Annotated in this window: 13 protein-coding genes and 1 riboswitch; of the genes, 9 read left to right on the top strand and 4 right to left on the bottom strand. The window is 47.0% G+C overall.

The genetic code is table 11. The features are described 5' to 3' along the window. Window positions 1-26: 26 nt before the first annotated feature. Window positions 27-1,073, top strand: a complete 1,047-nt coding sequence (locus NDI44_RS07820; RefSeq protein WP_190410690.1) for a YdcF family protein — start codon at window positions 27-29, stop codon at window positions 1,071-1,073. A gap of 128 nt (window positions 1,074-1,201) precedes the next feature. Further along, entirely contained in the window at window positions 1,202-2,950 is a 1,749-nt protein-coding gene (locus NDI44_RS07825) for an ABC transporter ATP-binding protein (RefSeq protein WP_190410691.1), read from the top strand. Between the two features lie 12 nt (window positions 2,951-2,962). On the opposite strand, the gene NDI44_RS07830 is transcribed toward NDI44_RS07825, so the two are convergent. Continuing rightward, complete coding sequence (locus NDI44_RS07830; protein WP_277877478.1) at window positions 2,963-3,088, bottom strand: hypothetical protein; 126 nt, start codon at window positions 3,086-3,088, stop codon at window positions 2,963-2,965. A 95-nt stretch (window positions 3,089-3,183) separates the two neighbouring features. Further along, window positions 3,184-3,334, top strand: a riboswitch (cobalamin riboswitch). Window positions 3,335-3,355: 21 nt separating this feature from the next. On the opposite strand from NDI44_RS07830, the gene NDI44_RS07835 reads away from it, so the two are divergent. Beyond that, window positions 3,356-4,018, top strand: a complete 663-nt coding sequence (locus NDI44_RS07835) for a HupE/UreJ family protein (RefSeq protein ID WP_190410692.1) — start codon at window positions 3,356-3,358, stop codon at window positions 4,016-4,018. Window positions 4,019-4,115: 97 nt separating this feature from the next. On the opposite strand, the gene NDI44_RS07840 is transcribed toward NDI44_RS07835, so the two are convergent. Then, window positions 4,116-4,958 carry a M56 family metallopeptidase gene (locus NDI44_RS07840; RefSeq protein ID WP_190410693.1) on the bottom strand — a complete coding sequence of 281 codons (843 nt, stop codon included), beginning with the start codon at window positions 4,956-4,958 and terminating at the stop codon, window positions 4,116-4,118. Further along, complete coding sequence (locus tag NDI44_RS07845; RefSeq protein ID WP_190410694.1) at window positions 4,949-5,380, bottom strand: BlaI/MecI/CopY family transcriptional regulator; 432 nt, start codon at window positions 5,378-5,380, stop codon at window positions 4,949-4,951. The genes NDI44_RS07840 and NDI44_RS07845 overlap by 10 nt, the downstream gene beginning before the upstream one ends. A 222-nt stretch (window positions 5,381-5,602) precedes the next feature. On the opposite strand from NDI44_RS07845, the gene NDI44_RS07850 reads away from it, so the two are divergent. The 5 genes from NDI44_RS07850 to NDI44_RS07870 all read left to right on the top strand — a co-directional run bounded on the left by NDI44_RS07850 (window position 5,603) and on the right by NDI44_RS07870 (window position 13,072). Next, entirely contained in the window at window positions 5,603-6,283 is a 681-nt protein-coding gene (locus NDI44_RS07850) for a tetratricopeptide repeat protein (protein WP_190410695.1), read from the top strand. 92 nt (window positions 6,284-6,375) lie between these two features. Further along, the gene (locus NDI44_RS07855; RefSeq protein WP_190410696.1) at window positions 6,376-8,733 is read left to right on the top strand and encodes a TonB-dependent receptor; all 2,358 of its coding nucleotides are present in this window, start codon (window positions 6,376-6,378) and stop codon (window positions 8,731-8,733) included. A 180-nt stretch (window positions 8,734-8,913) separates the two neighbouring features. Further along, entirely contained in the window at window positions 8,914-9,693 is a 780-nt protein-coding gene (locus NDI44_RS07860; RefSeq protein WP_190410697.1) for a superoxide dismutase, read from the top strand. 560 nt (window positions 9,694-10,253) lie between these two features. Continuing rightward, a complete protein-coding gene (locus tag NDI44_RS07865) occupies window positions 10,254-11,360 on the top strand; it encodes an extracellular solute-binding protein (RefSeq protein WP_190410698.1) in 1,107 nt (368 codons plus the stop codon). Window positions 11,361-11,485: 125 nt separating this feature from the next. Continuing rightward, on the top strand, window positions 11,486-13,072 hold the full coding sequence (locus tag NDI44_RS07870; protein WP_190410699.1) for an iron ABC transporter permease: 1,587 nt from the start codon (window positions 11,486-11,488) through the stop codon (window positions 13,070-13,072). Window positions 13,073-13,410: 338 nt separating this feature from the next. Here the strand turns inward: NDI44_RS07870 and NDI44_RS07875 are convergent, their stop codons facing one another. Next, window positions 13,411-14,652: a hypothetical protein gene (locus NDI44_RS07875; RefSeq protein WP_190410700.1), complete on the bottom strand. Its 1,242-nt coding sequence runs from the start codon at window positions 14,650-14,652 to the stop codon at window positions 13,411-13,413. Window positions 14,653-15,234: 582 nt separating this feature from the next. Here NDI44_RS07875 and NDI44_RS07880 point away from each other — a divergent pair. Beyond that, complete coding sequence (locus NDI44_RS07880) at window positions 15,235-16,293, top strand: ABC transporter ATP-binding protein (protein WP_190410702.1); 1,059 nt, start codon at window positions 15,235-15,237, stop codon at window positions 16,291-16,293. Window positions 16,294-16,300: the final 7 nt, after the last annotated feature.

The following is a 16,300-nucleotide window of genomic DNA, read 5'->3' on the forward strand; positions in this document are numbered from 1 at the left end:
CAATTACCCATTACCAATTACCTACTATGTTTTTACTACTAACGCGGGTTCTACTGTGGCTGCTGATTGGCACCTTAGTCTACTTTTTGTTAGTGCGATGGATTCCCAAACAATATCTCGCTTGGTTGGGCGGGCTGCTGTTGTTTGTCATCATGGTGATGGCGTTTTACAACCCCAATGAAAGGTTGGTATCGAGCGCCTGGAACATTCTTTCGTTTCCGCTCAAACCGTTGGGGTTGTCGATTATGCTTTTGTTGTTCGCCATCGGCGGAGTGAAAAAGAATGCGCTAACAGGCGTAGCTTGGAACCAACTTAGGATAGCCTTCTTCGTTTTGTTGTTGTCTAGTTTGCCAATCGTTGCCTACTGGCTGGCTCAGCAAGCGGAAGTGGAGGCGATTCAACTGGAGCAACGACGCCAACTGATTTGTCAAACTCAATGTCCGGCTGATATTACGCCGACCGGATCTCAAATTGTGGGGGCGATTGTGGTGCTGGGGCGAGGAACGACACAACCCAATCTTCCCTACCGGACGCAGATTCAATTAACTGATACGGGCGATCGCATTCTATACTCTGCTCAGCTGTATCAAGAACAGCTACGGAGCGGTAATGACCCCTTAGTGATTGTCAGTGCAGGACCTAGAGCGGAGCTGACAGGAAATCAAGATAGTGTTAACGAGGCTAACGATGTCGCGGCGCTGCTGGTCAGGATGGGTGTACCCCGCAACCGAATTGTGATTGAACCGCGTGGGGTTGATCTCCGCACCAGTGCCGTCAGGGTTGAGGAAATCTTGAGGCAGCGCGGTATTCGATCGCGCCGGATTATTCTCGTTGCCTCCGGCTTAAATATTCGCCGTGCCAACCTTACGTTTGCCAATTTGGGCGTCACGGTCATTCCCAGAGCTACAGATTTCTTTACCTTTCAAAGTGGGGCAACGCCTGCCCGACGCATCACCGTCACGGATTTTGTTCCCACCGTGGAAGCGCTAGTCACGACAACGCGAGTGGTAGAAGAATATCTCACTTTCATCTACTACTTCTTACGCGGCTGGTTGACACCCCTCGTTTTATAGAAGCAGCACGAGCGCCAATTCGTCTACGATGGTTTGGGATTGGATGTTAGGCGAAAGCTTCTTGCAGGTTGCAAGAAAGTTTTTTGTCTGTTGCCTTTTCTCAGTTTTTAATCCTCAGTCCTCACAGAATGGCTCACTCTCGGCTGCAAAAATTGGGTGCTTATCTGCGTCCCCACTGGCGACAGGCTACCTTAGGCGTTATCGCGCTGTTTGTTGTGAATGCAGTGGGCGTTTATATCCCTTTGCTGATTCGAGATAGCGTTGACGAACTCCGCCAAGCGTTCGACTTCGCTCAAATCTGGAAGTATGTAGCGCTAATCCTGATTCTGGCTTCGGCAATGTGGGTAGTGCGGATGGCTTCGCGCATCTTGCTGTTTGGAGTCGGGCGACAAGTAGAATTTGACCTGAAACAAAAGATTTTTCAGCATTTACTCACTCTGGAACCGTCTTATTTTGCTAGCAACACAGCGGGAGATTTGATTAACCGGGCGACTAGCGATGTGGATAATATCCGGCGTCTGCTGGGATTTGCGGTATTGAGTTTGGCGAATACAGTTTTTGCCTACGGACTGACATTGCCGGTGATGCTGTCGATTAATTTGAAGCTGAGTCTGCTGGCGATCGCAGTCTATCCGTTTATGCTGATTGCTGTGCAGCTATTTAGCGATCGCCTACGGAACGAACAGCTGGTGTTGCAAGAGGAACTCTCTAGCATCAGCGAGTTGATTCAAGAGGATATGAGCGGGATTGGTCTGATCAAAATCTACGCTCAGGAGGAGAACGAACGCCGCGCCTTCTCCCGGTTAAATAATCGCCTGTTGCAAGCCAATATCCAATTAGCAAAGACCAGAAATGTCTTGTTTCCAATCATTCAAGGCATGGCTTTTATCAGCTTACTGATATTGCTATGGGTTGGAGCGCGATCAATTGTGGCGGGTGCGATCACAATTGGCGATTTTCTGGCATTGATTCTCTATACTGAACGATTAGTTTTCCCCACTGCTCTACTGGGTTTTACGATTACTGCCTACCAACGAGGTGAGGTGAGTATCGACCGCATTGAGTCAATTCTGATGGCAGAAGCCAAAATTAAAGATTCTCCGAATGCACTCGCATTACCCGTTGAAAAAGTAAGCGGTAAATTAACAGCCCGTCAACTCAGTTATACGTTTCCGGGAGCCGAAACTCCCGCGCTTAAGAATGTTAGCTTTACGATTGAACCAGGGGAAACCGTGGCGATTGTGGGACCAATTGGCTCCGGAAAATCGACACTTGCCAATGCCTTGCCGCGATTAGTGGATATTCCAAGCGATAGTTTGTTCGTAGATGGCAATGATATTACGCAGATCAAATTGCCCGATTTGCGCGGAGCGATCGCTTATGTCCCGCAAGACAGCTTTCTGTTTAGTACCACCATCAAAAACAACATTCGCTACGGCAATCCTCTGAGCGAACAGACAGAGATTATTAATGCTGCCAAGCAAGCGCAAATTCACCCGGAAATTCTCAATTTTCCCCAGCAATACGAAACCGTTGTGGGTGAGCGCGGCATTACCCTCTCAGGGGGACAGCGACAACGGACGGCTCTCGCCCGTGCTTTACTGATGGATTCCCCGATTCTGATTTTGGATGATGCTCTCTCCAGCGTTGATAATCAAACTGCCACAGCCATTTTGAATAATCTTTCGGAAGGCATCCAGCGCAAAACGGTTATTTTTATCTCTCACCAATTGTCTGCGGCTGCAACTGCCGATCGCATTTTTGTGATGGATCGAGGTCAAATTGTGCAGTCTGGGACTCATGCCGAACTTTTGCAACAACCTGGACTTTACCGTTCACTTTGGAACCAGCACGAGCTAAAGGAAATCCTCAGCTAATTTTAGTGGCACTCAAGCAGCGATCGCTATTTGAGTTTCTTGAGGTAATGCAATTTGATTCGTCGGGTTGGATGGTACTTCGGAAACCCTGGGTGTAAAGAACATTAAAGCCGAACCCAGCAGACAATTAACGCACATTTTTCCGATTCCTCCTCAAATAAAGCGGCTCTTGGAGTCATCTGTTTGAGGTTCATTTTACCCATACTTTTTAAAATGCCAGCACTGAAGTGATATGATTGCCCTACTCAATCGGTTCTGGTGGGGAGCAGCCACCAGAGGTAACGGGGAAAGTTCGGTGTAAAACCGTCGCTGTCCCGCAGCTGTAATGAGATCCGTCGTTTTGGTCTCTCAGCCAGAATACCCGCCGAGAGAAATTGATTTGCGAAATCTGCGAGGTACAGAATTATGTCTAAAGATAGACGCTTTGCTTTCTTAAATCTGATGCAAAGCCGAACAGTAATTGTATTTTTGGTTTTAATTAGCACTTTCCTATGCGCCCAGCGGGCGATCGCTCACCATCCAATGGGTGGCAAGACGCCGTCTAATTTATTTGAAGGGTTCTTTTCAGGACTAGCCCATCCCTTAATTGGACTGGATCATTTTGCGTTTGTGGTGGCGATTGGGCTACTGGCGGTTGGGCAAGTGCGGGGCGCGTTCATCCCAGTCGGGTTTGTATTGGCAGCCTTGGCGGGAACTGGGATTCATTTACTCAATCTAGATTTACCGGCAGATGAGATAGCGATCGCCGGTTCCGTGATTGTCTTTGGGGCGCTGCTGCTAACGCCAAACAAACCAAACTGGATGGTTCTTATAGCGCTGGGAGCGCTTGCTGGTTTATTTCACGGCTATGCTTATGGCGAGGCAATCGTCGGTGCTGGTATGACGCCGCTTGTTGCTTACCTTCTGGGTTTCACTTTCATTCAATATGGCGTTGCCTTGGTTGCCATGCTGCTTGGCAATGCAGTGAGCCGGAAATCTGCCACTCAACCGTTACCCTGGCAGCGATTCGCCGGTTTGGCTATCTGCTCGATTGGAGTGGTTTTCTTGAGTAATTCCGTCCTCGGTTAATGATAATCTCGCGCAAAGGTGCAAAGACGCTAACAAAAACTTTGCGTCTTTGCGCGAAATTTGAAAGGAAATTATCCTGATTGTGCAACACCAAAATTTAAGTGTGAAACGGCACGGTTACTAGCGGCAGAAACCCTAGTAGTATCCAATGCCAAAGCCATAAGCTGGGTGAAGCTGACTCCTCTGATGGTGCCAAAAGCGCTTCGATTCTCTCCTCTAAACGATTTCGAGGGGTCATGGCACTGAACGCTGCACAGAAACTTTCAGACTGTACTGGCGAGACACTCACCACCAATAGCAGAGATTCTGCTAACAATAAGGGATCTACCTGTTGCGCCGCCCATCGATCCGCACGAAGTTCCCGCAATAGTAAAAGTTCTTGCCACAAAGCTTCTGTATTCGGCAACCAAGCGGTTATCTGGCGCACCCAGCCAAGCCAGAAAAACCAAAACGTATCCCGATAATAGTAATGCGCTTGTTCGTGGGCGAGAACTGCTTCTAGATGATCTCGATCGAGGGTTTCTAACAATCCCTGACTGACGACTAATTCAGGCTGCCAGAAACCAATTTGGGCGCTAAATAGAACGCTGGCATTGAGAAGGCGACCCAATTTACCTTCAAGCTCGATTTGGGGATAAGTGCGTGTCTGTTGTACCGAACGCCATCCTTCATGTGCCAGCTTTAGACATAAAATTCCGGCAACGCCTAAAAATCCCCAGGCGAAGGAGTAACTGAACCATCCGGCTTGCAGTCCTCCCATTTTTCCGTCTGCACCCATACAAATAACCGCGATCGCTGTCACGATCAATAGCAGCGGCGGAAACAAAAATAACCCAAAGGATCGTTGCCAGCGTTGCGTCCAAGTTCCCGATGGCTCTAACCCTGTGCATCTCAGACACCACGCCAATCCTAACGCCGTCAGAATCATCGCTAGATGCATGATTTTCCCTCCTCTCTCGCTTTGCGTGCGGATTGAAGACGAAGCGCGATCGCTTCTATTTGCTCTACGCTAGCGCTATCTAGGCTATCTGCAAAGGCGGCGACGACATCTGGGTTCCCCACTGCCAAAAACTGGTGTAACTGTTCGTGAGCTTTAATGACTTGCGCTTCTTCCCGCGATACCAAAGGTTGCCAGCAAAAGCTTCGTTCTTGTTTATCGCAAGCTAGCCAACCTTTTTGGGTCAGGCGACGCAGCACCGTAGTTACAGAAGTATAAGCTAACTCCCGGTCTGGGTCAGCCAGAATGCGATCGTGTACATCCTTAACGGTGGCAGAGCCGAGTTCCCAGACGATATTTAAAATCTCCGCTTCTAAAGGGCCAAGGGAAAGTTGTTTGGGACGGTAGTTAGGTAGAGGAACCATACATCTGAACTTTGTGCCTTGTGCAATCTCTGAATAAGCTTACACTCCAAACTTGCACTCTTGTTCAAGTTTGACAGCTTGTCTTTTGACGGCAACAACGACTCAACTCAAAATAATGGGGTTGCATCCCAATCAGAGCAAAATCTGCTGACATTGAGCCTGCGTAGGCAGGCTTTGTTTGTGTAGCCACAAACTTACAGCCTGTGAGCAATTAGCTACTAAATGACGGGTGTTACGCAGTGCTTTCTCAACATCTATGTTCTCAACGTCTATGTTATGAGTCGCCTTTCCCGCAAGATTGTCATCTTCAGCATTATCTTCAGCATTGTAATGCCACTGCTGAATTCGCCGTCGATGGCTCAAGCTCAGCCATTACAAATCACGCTAACGGCGAGTACCGATACAGATCAAATGAGCGCTGAGGACTTCTTCAAGCGCGGAGTTTACGAGGTATTGAGCGGAGATTACCCTGAAGCGATCGCTGATTTAAACCAAGCAATTCGGCTCAATCCCGATAATGCTCAAGCTTACACGAATCAAGGTCTTGCCCGCGCTGCCCTCGGAGATACGCAAGGAGCGATCGCTGACTTTAGCCAAGCAATTGAGATCGACCCCAGCCTCGCTTTAGCTTACTATAATCGGGGTTTTGTCCGCTCCCAACTACAAGATTATCCGGGAGCAATAGAAGACTTTAGCCAAGCGATTGAACTCAATCCTCAGGATGGCGATGCCTATCACTGTCGCTGTCTCATTCACTACACGCTGGGAGATAAGCAGGGAGTGAGAGCAGATTTTGAGAAAGCCACCGATCTCTATCTACAACAAGGGAAACGACAACAATATCAAAGTTTACTACAAGAAATCAAAGAGCTTCATTCGTCAAGTCATTTTCTGTTTTCTTAATCATTTGTTACCTTGAATCATCCATGCGATCGCTAAAACTCAAAGCAATTTGCTAAAACGATTATTAACTAAAACTTTATTGAAAAAAATATATGAATAAACACTTACTGTTCAATAGCTTTTTGGTAGCGAATGCTGTAGCAGTATTAGTTTGCCATCCAGTTCTAGCTGAAGTTACGCAAGTCACTAGCATTCGTTTAATTCCAACAAGTAACGGCATTCAGGTAATTTTAGAAACTACGGGTGGTACACTTTCTCAAATTTTGACATCCAGCAACAACGATATCTTTACCGCTAACATCATCAATGCTCAGTTGAGCTTACCCGAAGGAAATCGTTTCTATCAAAACAACCCTACTGATGCAATTACTGCTGTATCTGTTACTCCTTTGGATTCTAATAGTATTCAGGTAGTCATAATTGGAAAGGCTGGGATTCCGCCCGGAGAAGTTAATCAAAGTGATTCCGCGCTTATTTTCAACCTAGATAATACTACTGATTCCATAGCATCTGAGCCTGATAGCGAGTCTGATGAAACGCCTGAAGCATTTGAATCAAGCGAGTTGGCAACTGAGCCAGAAATTCAAGTAGGAACAAATGAAGAAATTGAATTAGTCGTAACGGCGAAAAGAGAAATTTTTCCAGAAACATCTACGCCCGTCTATACAATTAATCAAGAAGAAATTCAAAAGCAAGGCGCTAATAGTGCAGCGGAAGTATTAAGAGGACTTCCTGGATTTGCCATTAACGATGCTGGTTTTGGCGCAGATATTCATACGGGTACTTACTACCGGGGACATTCGACTAATCAGTCTGTTTTCCTCCTCAATGGCAGACCGATTAACACGAATATTAATACTTATCATGGCGCTACCGACCTTAATAGTATTCCAGTAGAAGCAATCGAACAAGTGGAATTATCCAGCGGCACCAGTTCTACTTTATATGGTTCGGAAGCTTTTGGAGGAGTTGTTAATATCATCACCAAACAAGGGCAAGAAGTTCCTAAACTCAATGCTTCAGTTGAATATGGCTCTTTTAATCAATCTAACTATCGGATTAGCTACGGGGGTTCTGCGGACAATCTAAGATTTAATCTCGGCTATGAAGATTACGAGGCAGATAATCGTTATGCTGTCCCTAAAGGTGCAGCTAATCGGGATTCCGAAGGTCTTTTATTTAATGGAGATACCGCAACTAGCAACTACTTTGGCGGGATTTCACTAGATTTGAATTCTAGAAATACTCTTAGTTTAGATGCTTCTAAAATTAGCAGTCGTCGTGGGTTACTTTATTTTGGGTTTCCTCTGCAAAAAGACAGATTAGACCACGATGCTTTTAATATTGGGTTATCTTGGAAGACTTTGCTAGGAGAAGGTGAGGATTCTGTTCTGAAAACGACACTTTCCTATAATCAAGATTACTTTAACACCTATGGCCCAACTCAAAATATCTTCTACCGGACTGGTACCCTAAATTCCCAAGCTCTCAATGCTAGGGTAGAACATCAGTGGCAAACATCTCCTCGAAATACTCTAACTTGGGGATTCGATGTACAAAATAGTTACTTGAATGGGGATGTGTTAAGTACGGTTCCAAATCAGATTGCCCTTAACGAAACTGAAAATCGAGATAGATTTCATACAGCAATATTTGCTTTAAATACTTGGAGAATAAGCAACTCATTACAAGTAGATTTTGGTCTGCGGCAAAATTTTAATAGTGACTTTGGGAGCTATTTGAATCCCAGTGTCGGGGGACGGTGGGCTGTTACTCCAACGGTGGCTGTGCGGGGCAGTTGGGCTTCGGTTCAGCGCAATCCTGGATTAGATCAATTGTATGTTTTTGATACGGTTCATAACTGGTTGCCGAACCCGGATCTAAATCCAGAAACCGGCTCTTCTTGGACGGCTGGAGTCGATATCCAGTTTTTAGAAAATTTGGCAGGACAGTTTACCTATTTCGGCAGCCGTTTAAACGACCGCCTCGGAGTTATATCAGGACGCTGGGCGAATATTGGTCTAGTTAATACAAATGGGTTGGAGGCAGCATTACGGTGGCAAATGACTCCGCAATGGTCAACTTTTCTTAACTATACTTATACAGATGCGCGAATCGAGACAGGATTGGAGAAGGGATTACAGCTAGGTTTAATTCCTTACTCAGTAGGACAATTCGGGATTGGTTATGCGAGTGGAGGATGGCAACTGAATCTATATGCAAGTTACCACGGCGGGGCACGGAGAGCTTTCTTTAATAATCCTGGGGAGAGTAACAAAGATTTTTCCCCGTCCTTTTTAAATTTAGATTTAAGCGGTCGGATTCCGATTACTAAGAATTTTGGGATTACAGTGAATTTAGAAAATTTGGCTGATGTAAGGTACGAGAAAGCTAATCGAATCTATCATCCCGGTTTAACTTTACGAGTTGGCTTACAGTCCAATTTTTAAAAATTTTGGATAGGTATTGGATAGGGTAAGAGTAGAATTTTACTGCTTTTTGTCAGAGCGATCGCTTAACGCAATCCTGTCGTCATCCCGAAATTACCTCCTTGAGATAGAGGTATTTATGCCGCTAGACAGGTGTAATTTTTGATGAAAGCGCAACTTTCTACCGAAATTGATTGAATTATGGCTCTTTATCGTCGAAATTTCCTGTTTCTGCTAGGTGGCACTGCCGGAGCAGCCGTCATTGGGGCTTTCCCCGCAGCTTGTGCAGCTCAAACAACTCCAAAAAGTGAAAACCAGCAAGCACAGCAGCAGACACCGCAAGCACAACAGCAGGGGCAAACGGCAAATACTTTTACACTGCCGCCTTTACCTTATGCCTACAATGCTCTGGAACCCCATATTGATGAGGCGACGATGCGGTTTCACCATGATAAACACCATGCCGCCTACGTCAAAAATCTGAATGAAGCCGTGAATAAATACTCGCAACTCAAAGGCAAGAGTCCTGAAGAATTGCTTCGTGACATCAATAGCGTGCCAGAAGATATTCGTACTACAGTACGCAATAACGGTGGCGGTCACGTAAATCATACGATGTTCTGGGAAATCATGGCACCCAATGCTGGTGGAGCGCCGACAGGAAGAATTGCCGAAGCGATTAATCAAAGCTTTGGCAGTTTTGATGCTTTCAAAAAGCAATTTAATGAAGCCGGTAGCAAGCGTTTTGGCAGCGGCTGGGCTTGGCTGGTTCGCGGCAAGGATGGGAGGTTGCAAGTGATGAGTACGGCGAATCAAGATAGTCCGTTGATGGAAGGAATGTATCCGATTATGGGCAATGATGTCTGGGAACACGCTTACTATTTGAAATACCAAAATAAGCGTGCTGATTATTTAGATGCTTGGTGGAACGTCGTTAATTGGAATGCAGTAAACCAGCGATTTGAGAAAGCATCAGCTTAGTTGAATGCCGCTGATTTCAGCCCTAAACTAAAGTTTGGGCTAATAGCTTAAACCCGTTTAAACGGGTTTAAAGGCTGACCAGTAAGTTAAAGCTTACTTCAGCTTTAATCCGGAAATTTATTTGCAAACTCTTTGTGTTAATGCCATCCCGGCCTAGCCTAGTTGCTCGCAGCCTTAGTTAGCAGGCTCAATTGAGGCTGTGAAGCGCGAGGTGGCTCTCGCAGTGCTAGATGGACTTCGTTTGTCTCGCCGGATTCCCGCCTCTGGGCAATTTGCTCTCATCGGGATGCTCCCGAGCCTGGGAACCCAATGCCTCTACAGCGCTATTTTTGTAGCTTAATGATAATAATTGACAATAACTCTTTTTGCAGCTATATTCAAAGGTTGTCAATTACGTTACTAAAAGTTGATAACACAGGCTATAGAAGATGGCTTCAAAGAAAAGCAACCCTTTGTACAGGTAGTGGGTGGAGAATTTGTTTGTGGTAACTTAACAAACGGTTCTTAGCTACCTAGTTAAAAAACATTGTCAATATAAGATTTTATTGAGGAGTAACCTGGTGAAGCGTCGAAAGTTTGTGTTTTTAATGGGACTGGCAACTGCGAGCGGTGGGTTAGCGATCGCCTGCTCTGACAACCAGAGTGCCACGACTCCCAATGCAACCTCCCCAACCAGCAGCCCTGCCAGTACGACTGCCGCCAGTCCATCTGCCAGCCCAGTTGCCGCCACCGGCCCATTGGAAAAAGAACTGGTGGTCTACTCAGGACGGGACGAGAAACTGGTTGGCGACCTGATTAAACAGTTTGAAAAGGAAACTGGGGCGAAAGTACAAGTCCGCTATGGCGACACCGCTGAGTTAGCAGCAGCCATTCTGGAAGAAGGTAAAAATAGTCCGGCTGACGTTTTCTTTGCTCAAGATGCCGGGGCACTCGGAGCAATGCAAAAGGCAGGTAGGGCATCGCAGTTGCCAACTTCACTGCTCGATCGGGTAGAAAGCCGCTACCGCTCACCGGATGGGAAGTGGGTTGGAATTACGGGTCGAGTGCGGACAGTAGACTACAACACCAAGTTAGTTAAGGCAGCAGATTTACCAGAATCTATCACTGGCTTTACCGATCCAAAGTGGAAAGGAAAAATTGGTTGGGCACCTACGAATGGCTCCTTCCAGTCCTTTGTCACCGCTTTGCGCGTCTCGCAAGGGGATGAGAAAGCTAAGCAATGGCTAGAAGGCATTAAAGCCAACAATCCCAAAACTTACCCCAAAAATGCGGCAATTGTAGAAGCGCTATCCCGTGGGGAAATTGCGGTCGGATTTGTCAATCACTATTACTTAGAAAAGTTCAAGCAAGAAAATCCCCAAGCTCCGGTGGATCATCACTTTACCAATGATGTTGGTTCCTTGGTTAACGTGGCGGGCGTGGCAATTTTAGAGGGTGCAAAACATCCCAATATTGCTCAGAAGTTTGTGGACTTCATGTTGGCTCAGGATGCTCAGAAATACTTTGCCACCAAGACTTATGAGTATCCACTAGCTTCGGGAATCGCTCCGGCGGGGAATTTAAAAGCACTGAACGGAATTCCCAGCCAAGCGACTGCCATTGACTTAAGCAATCTGAACGACTTGGATGCAACGTTGAAGCTTTTGCAGGAGACACAGGTAATTTAAGTCGTTTGTGGGAATGGGGAATAAGTACTGATAACTCTTATTACCCATTACTAGCCTTCAAAAGTGATGTTATTTCCGCACTTTTGTTGAATTGCTGGTTGTTAATCCTCATATCGATTAACTGATTGGAGAAAGCAGCTCGACCCCCTTTATTTCTGACTTTAACAGCAGCGGCAGTAGCGATCGCGATCGCTCTGCCTCTGACTTATTTGGTCATCCGGACGGCTGGTGTAGGCGGGGAAGCGCTTTGGGAATTAGTTTCCCGTGCGCGAACTCTTACCATTTTGTTCAACAGTGCGGCGATGGCGGCAATCGTGACCCTGTGTTCGGCATTGATTGCCGTTCCACTGGCATTTTTAACCGTGCGAACCGATTTACCGGGACGCCGATTTTGGCTAATAGCGACGACCTTACCCTTGGCAGTTCCTAGCTATGTAGGGAGTTTTACGCTAATTGCCACTTTTGGGCCACGAGGTAGTTTGTTGCAGTTGTTGCTGGAACCTTTGGGGGTACAGGAATTACCTTCCATCTACGGTTGGCCTGGGGTAATTTTGGCACTCACCTTATTTACCTACCCTTATCTGCTATTGAGTGTCCGTTCTGGATTGCAAGGAATTGACCCCACCCTGGAGGAAGCCGCCCGGAGTTTAGGTCAAAGCGGTCAAGCTACTTTCTTTCGGGTTATCTTGCCCCAGTTGCGCCCGTCATTGGTGGCTGGGGGTTTATTGGTGGCGTTGTACTCGCTGCGGGACTTTGGGACGCCGTCGTTAATGCGGTTTGATGCCTTTACACGGGCAATTTTTTTGCAGTACAAGGCAAGTTTTAACCGCAATTCAGCAGCGGCTTTGGCGTTGGTATTGGTGGGGCTGGTACTGTTGATTTTGTGGTTAGAGTACCGAGCGCGATCGCGTGCAGCATACTACAGTCGCGGCTCCACCTCCCAGCGCCCCCCTAAAGTCTTGCTGCTGGGGCGTTGGAAGTGGCCTGCGGTGGCTTTTTGTGCGGTCGTGACAGCGATCGCTTTAGTGCTTCCTATTGGCATTACCGTGTTCTGGCTGATTCGCGGACTCCATAATGGCTACAGCCTGCCGAATCTGGTACCGGCTGCACTCAATTCCATTTTGGCGTCAGGAATTACAGCGGGTGTCGCCACTCTTTTTGCCTTACCTGTGGCAATTTTAGCGGTGCGGTTTCCTGGGCGAATTACTTCAATAATTGAACGCTGCTCTTACATTGGCTTTGGCTTGCCTGGAATTGTGGTGGCGCTGTCGCTGGTATTTTTTGGGGCAAACTACTTGCCACAGTTGTATCAAACCCTGCCGATGTTGGTGTTTGCATATCTTGTCTTGTTTCTACCCCAGTCGGTGGGAACCGTGCGGGGTTCGCTTTTACAGGTGAATCCGCAGCTGGAAGAATCGGCGCGGAGTTTGGGCAGAAGTTCCTGGCAAACTCTCAGAGAAGTTACGCTTCCGCTGGTGCGTCCGGGTGTTATTGCTGGAGCTATGTTGGTGTTTCTGACGGCAATTAAAGAATTACCGGCTACTTTGCTATTAGCACCGATTGGCTTTGAAACCTTGGCTGTAAAGATTTGGAAAGCGACGGAAAATGTTGAGTTTGCTGAGGCAGCAACTGGCTCTCTATTTATGTTATTAGTTTCGATTGGCTCGACTTTATTACTGTTATCTCAAGAGCGTGTGAGGAGTTATAAGTAGGCGGAAATGGTTTGTAGGAGATTTTTTTGACGAACCGCCAAGGACGCGCTAGCGTTCGCGAAGCGGCGCGAATGCGCTAGAGAGATGCGCTCTCTTCGCTATAGGACGCCAAGGAAGAGAGTTTCAAGAATTACTTAAGATTGCTATCTAGATGGTTTTTATCGAATTCAAGACTTACGCAACTGGTACTGCGATAGCGAAGCGCTGCTGCGAAGCGCAGATCGCATAAGAACACCACGAAAGCGCGATCGCTCAGAAGAACTACGCTATGCCCCGTATGGCAAGGCGTTTCTCCTCATGCACGCGATCCTTCCTGATGGATGATGGCGATCGCTGTGCTAATCTTTGCGGACATACTGGCGGATACGTTGAGCCGTCTCTTCTGCCCGAACTTGTGCGGTTGCCTGCTTGCCACTTTCGGGTTCCCAGTTGTACTCGCGGCTGAAATAGTGCTGAATTGCAACCTGTCTGTTGGAAGTCAACACCAAAACGATCTGATAGTTGACATCGTAGAATTTGTCACCATCACCATCTTCTTTTGCAACCAGTCTTCTACTAGGAGTCAGTTGAACCTGAACATCAACAAAATCCCTCAGCGTGTAGGTCTTGACCGTATTACTGTCCTGGGAAAGGATACAGTCGCCTGACCGATCGAAGACCCAAACTTTAGATGATTGCACGTTCGCTTTCAGCCACTGTGCGGTCACTTTTGCGTATGGGTTTGGAGCCACATATTTGTCAATCCAGGTTTGCCCAAATCCAAGTGCCAATTGCCAGGGACGGTAAACTCGACGACTGACCTCATCTGCTATTGGCTGCACTTGTTGCCACTCTGCTCCCTCCCAGGGAGACTTTACAGATGGGTGAGCCTGCCCACACAGACAAAGTAACTCGCCCGATCGCATTTCGACAAAGAGCCGCACCTTTGCCCAAGGGTCTATATCTAAAACAACCCGATGAATATCTGAAAAATCATAATGTTCCTGGCGTTGTCTCCACAGACTCCCATATTGGTAAGTCAGTCGATTCTGGGTTTGGTCAATGCAATAAGACTCAATCAATTTAGAGCGGATACTCAAAAGACTGACATACAGCGCGTTGATTCCCACAAGGAAGAACATACCAGGAATTAACCCAAACCACTGCAACCAGTCTACCTGTGCAATGCTTAAGCGAGTTGCTGTAGGGTCTTTTAGGAAGGTGTTGATGCGATCAACACTCTCCTGTGTATTATCCAGCCCAGAGGTTTTATATTCTCTTAAAGGAACTTCACCTTCACTAGTTTGTAACAGAACTTGGTAGAATACCCCATCATCGACATTTGTTGTCAACTCCACAGCCTGCAAATTACGAATGGGTGTGTTCTGCCACACCCCCAACCCCAACCAGCCCGGTTTGCTTAACTGACACGTAACCTGCGTCAGTTCTATCCGTTGGCAGTTCAATTTTGCAGGCCCGGTCCAGAGAAGGAATCCAACTCCTATCCCGGTCACGAGAATTTCTCGGAACACACGACCGAAGGACACGTAATTCTGGCGGAGAACTAATTTATTTGGAGACTGTTCAGCAATTTGCGTCATAGCAACTTTGAAGCAAGGATTGAAAATAAGAAATGTTGATGTTTCAGCTTTAGCAACCGAAGACGACTTCCTACAAGAACCTAACAAATTGGTTTTGCCATGCTGGGGCTATCAGCATTGCTACAGGCATCAGAGCTTCTGTTTAATTTAATACGCTTCGCTGGTGCTATATATTTGTTCTTAGGAGTACAAATGTTGATGAGCAAGCAGCAGGTTCAGTCATCGAAAACGGTTACTCCAATTGTTTACCGAAGACTTTTCTGGACTGGATTGGTCACCAGTATCACTAATCCAAAGGGAATTTTATTCTTCTTTGCATTCCTGCCAGAGCTTGTTGTTACCACTACAGGTCCCGTACCATTGCAAATGTTTGTCGTAGGGTTGACATTCAGGTTCTCAGGAGAAAATTAGTTGCTCAACTCAGGCGTCCATCGTTAGCCATGTCCTTGGCCTAATTGTGGAGATGCAATCTGCGCTTCGCAGCAGCGCTTCGCTATCGCATGTGACAGTTGTGTAAGTCCTGAAATTATTTGTTGTGCCAAAGAGATATTTAATCAAGCCGCCTATTTTAAATTTTGAGTTATGCAATCACCGGCAATTTTACGCTTACAGAATGTAACGAAGCAGTTTAGCCAAAATACAATTCCGGCTGTTGAAGATGTAACGTTGACTTTGCAGCCAGGGGATTTGTTAGGATTGCTGGGGCCATCTGGCTGCGGTAAAACTACACTGTTGCGGCTGATTGCGGGTTTTGAACGACCTTACCGCGGAAGCGTGGAGATTGCGGGACGAACGGTAGCTGATTCCCGTTGTTGGGTGCCGCCAGAGCATCGGGACGTGGGAATTGTCTTTCAAGACTATGCCCTGTTTCCTCATCTGAGTGTGGCGGAGAATGTTGCTTTTGGGTTGCAACAGTTGAGTAAACAGCAGGTCAAGGAACGCACGCAAGATGCGATCGCTCTCGTCGGTCTGCAAGGATTAGAAAAGCGCTATCCTCACGAACTCTCTGGCGGTCAGCAACAACGGGTTGCCCTCGCCCGTGCCTTAGCGCCGCGACCCAAGCTGGTTCTGTTAGATGAACCTCTGAGCAATCTCGATATCCAAGTACGTTTGAGGTTGCGCGAAGAAGTACGAGAGATTCTCAAAGCAATTGGCACTTCAGCAATTTTTGTCACCCACGACCAAGAAGAAGCACTTGCCATCTCTGATTGGGTGGGTGTGATGCGTCAAGGACATTTAGAGCAAATGGGTACGCCGGAAGAAATTTATACTTACCCCGCCTCGCGGTTTGTTGCTGAATTTGTCACCCAAGCCAACTTCCTTCCCGCCCAACGCCAAGGTCATCTGTGGGAAACAGAAGTCGGTTGTTTTGATGTCGCCCATAACGGACGGCAAGACTCTACTTCTAGCCTCACCGGCGAACTGATGATTCGCCAGGAAGACTTGATCCTACAGCCATCTCCTGATGCATCGGTTGTCATCCGAACCCGACGGTTTTTAGGGCGCGAGTACCGATATTGCCTCCAAACTCCCTCTGGCAAAGAACTCCACGCTCGCACGATGACTGATACCGCCTTGCCGGTAGGAACGCGAGTGCAGCTATCGATTGCCGGTGATACCGTTCGAGTTTTTCCCAACTAAAACTCTC

It is taken from the genome of Trichocoleus sp. DQ-A3 (assembly GCF_039961975.1).
Classification (GTDB): domain Bacteria; phylum Cyanobacteriota; class Cyanobacteriia; order Cyanobacteriales; family FACHB-T130; genus FACHB-T130.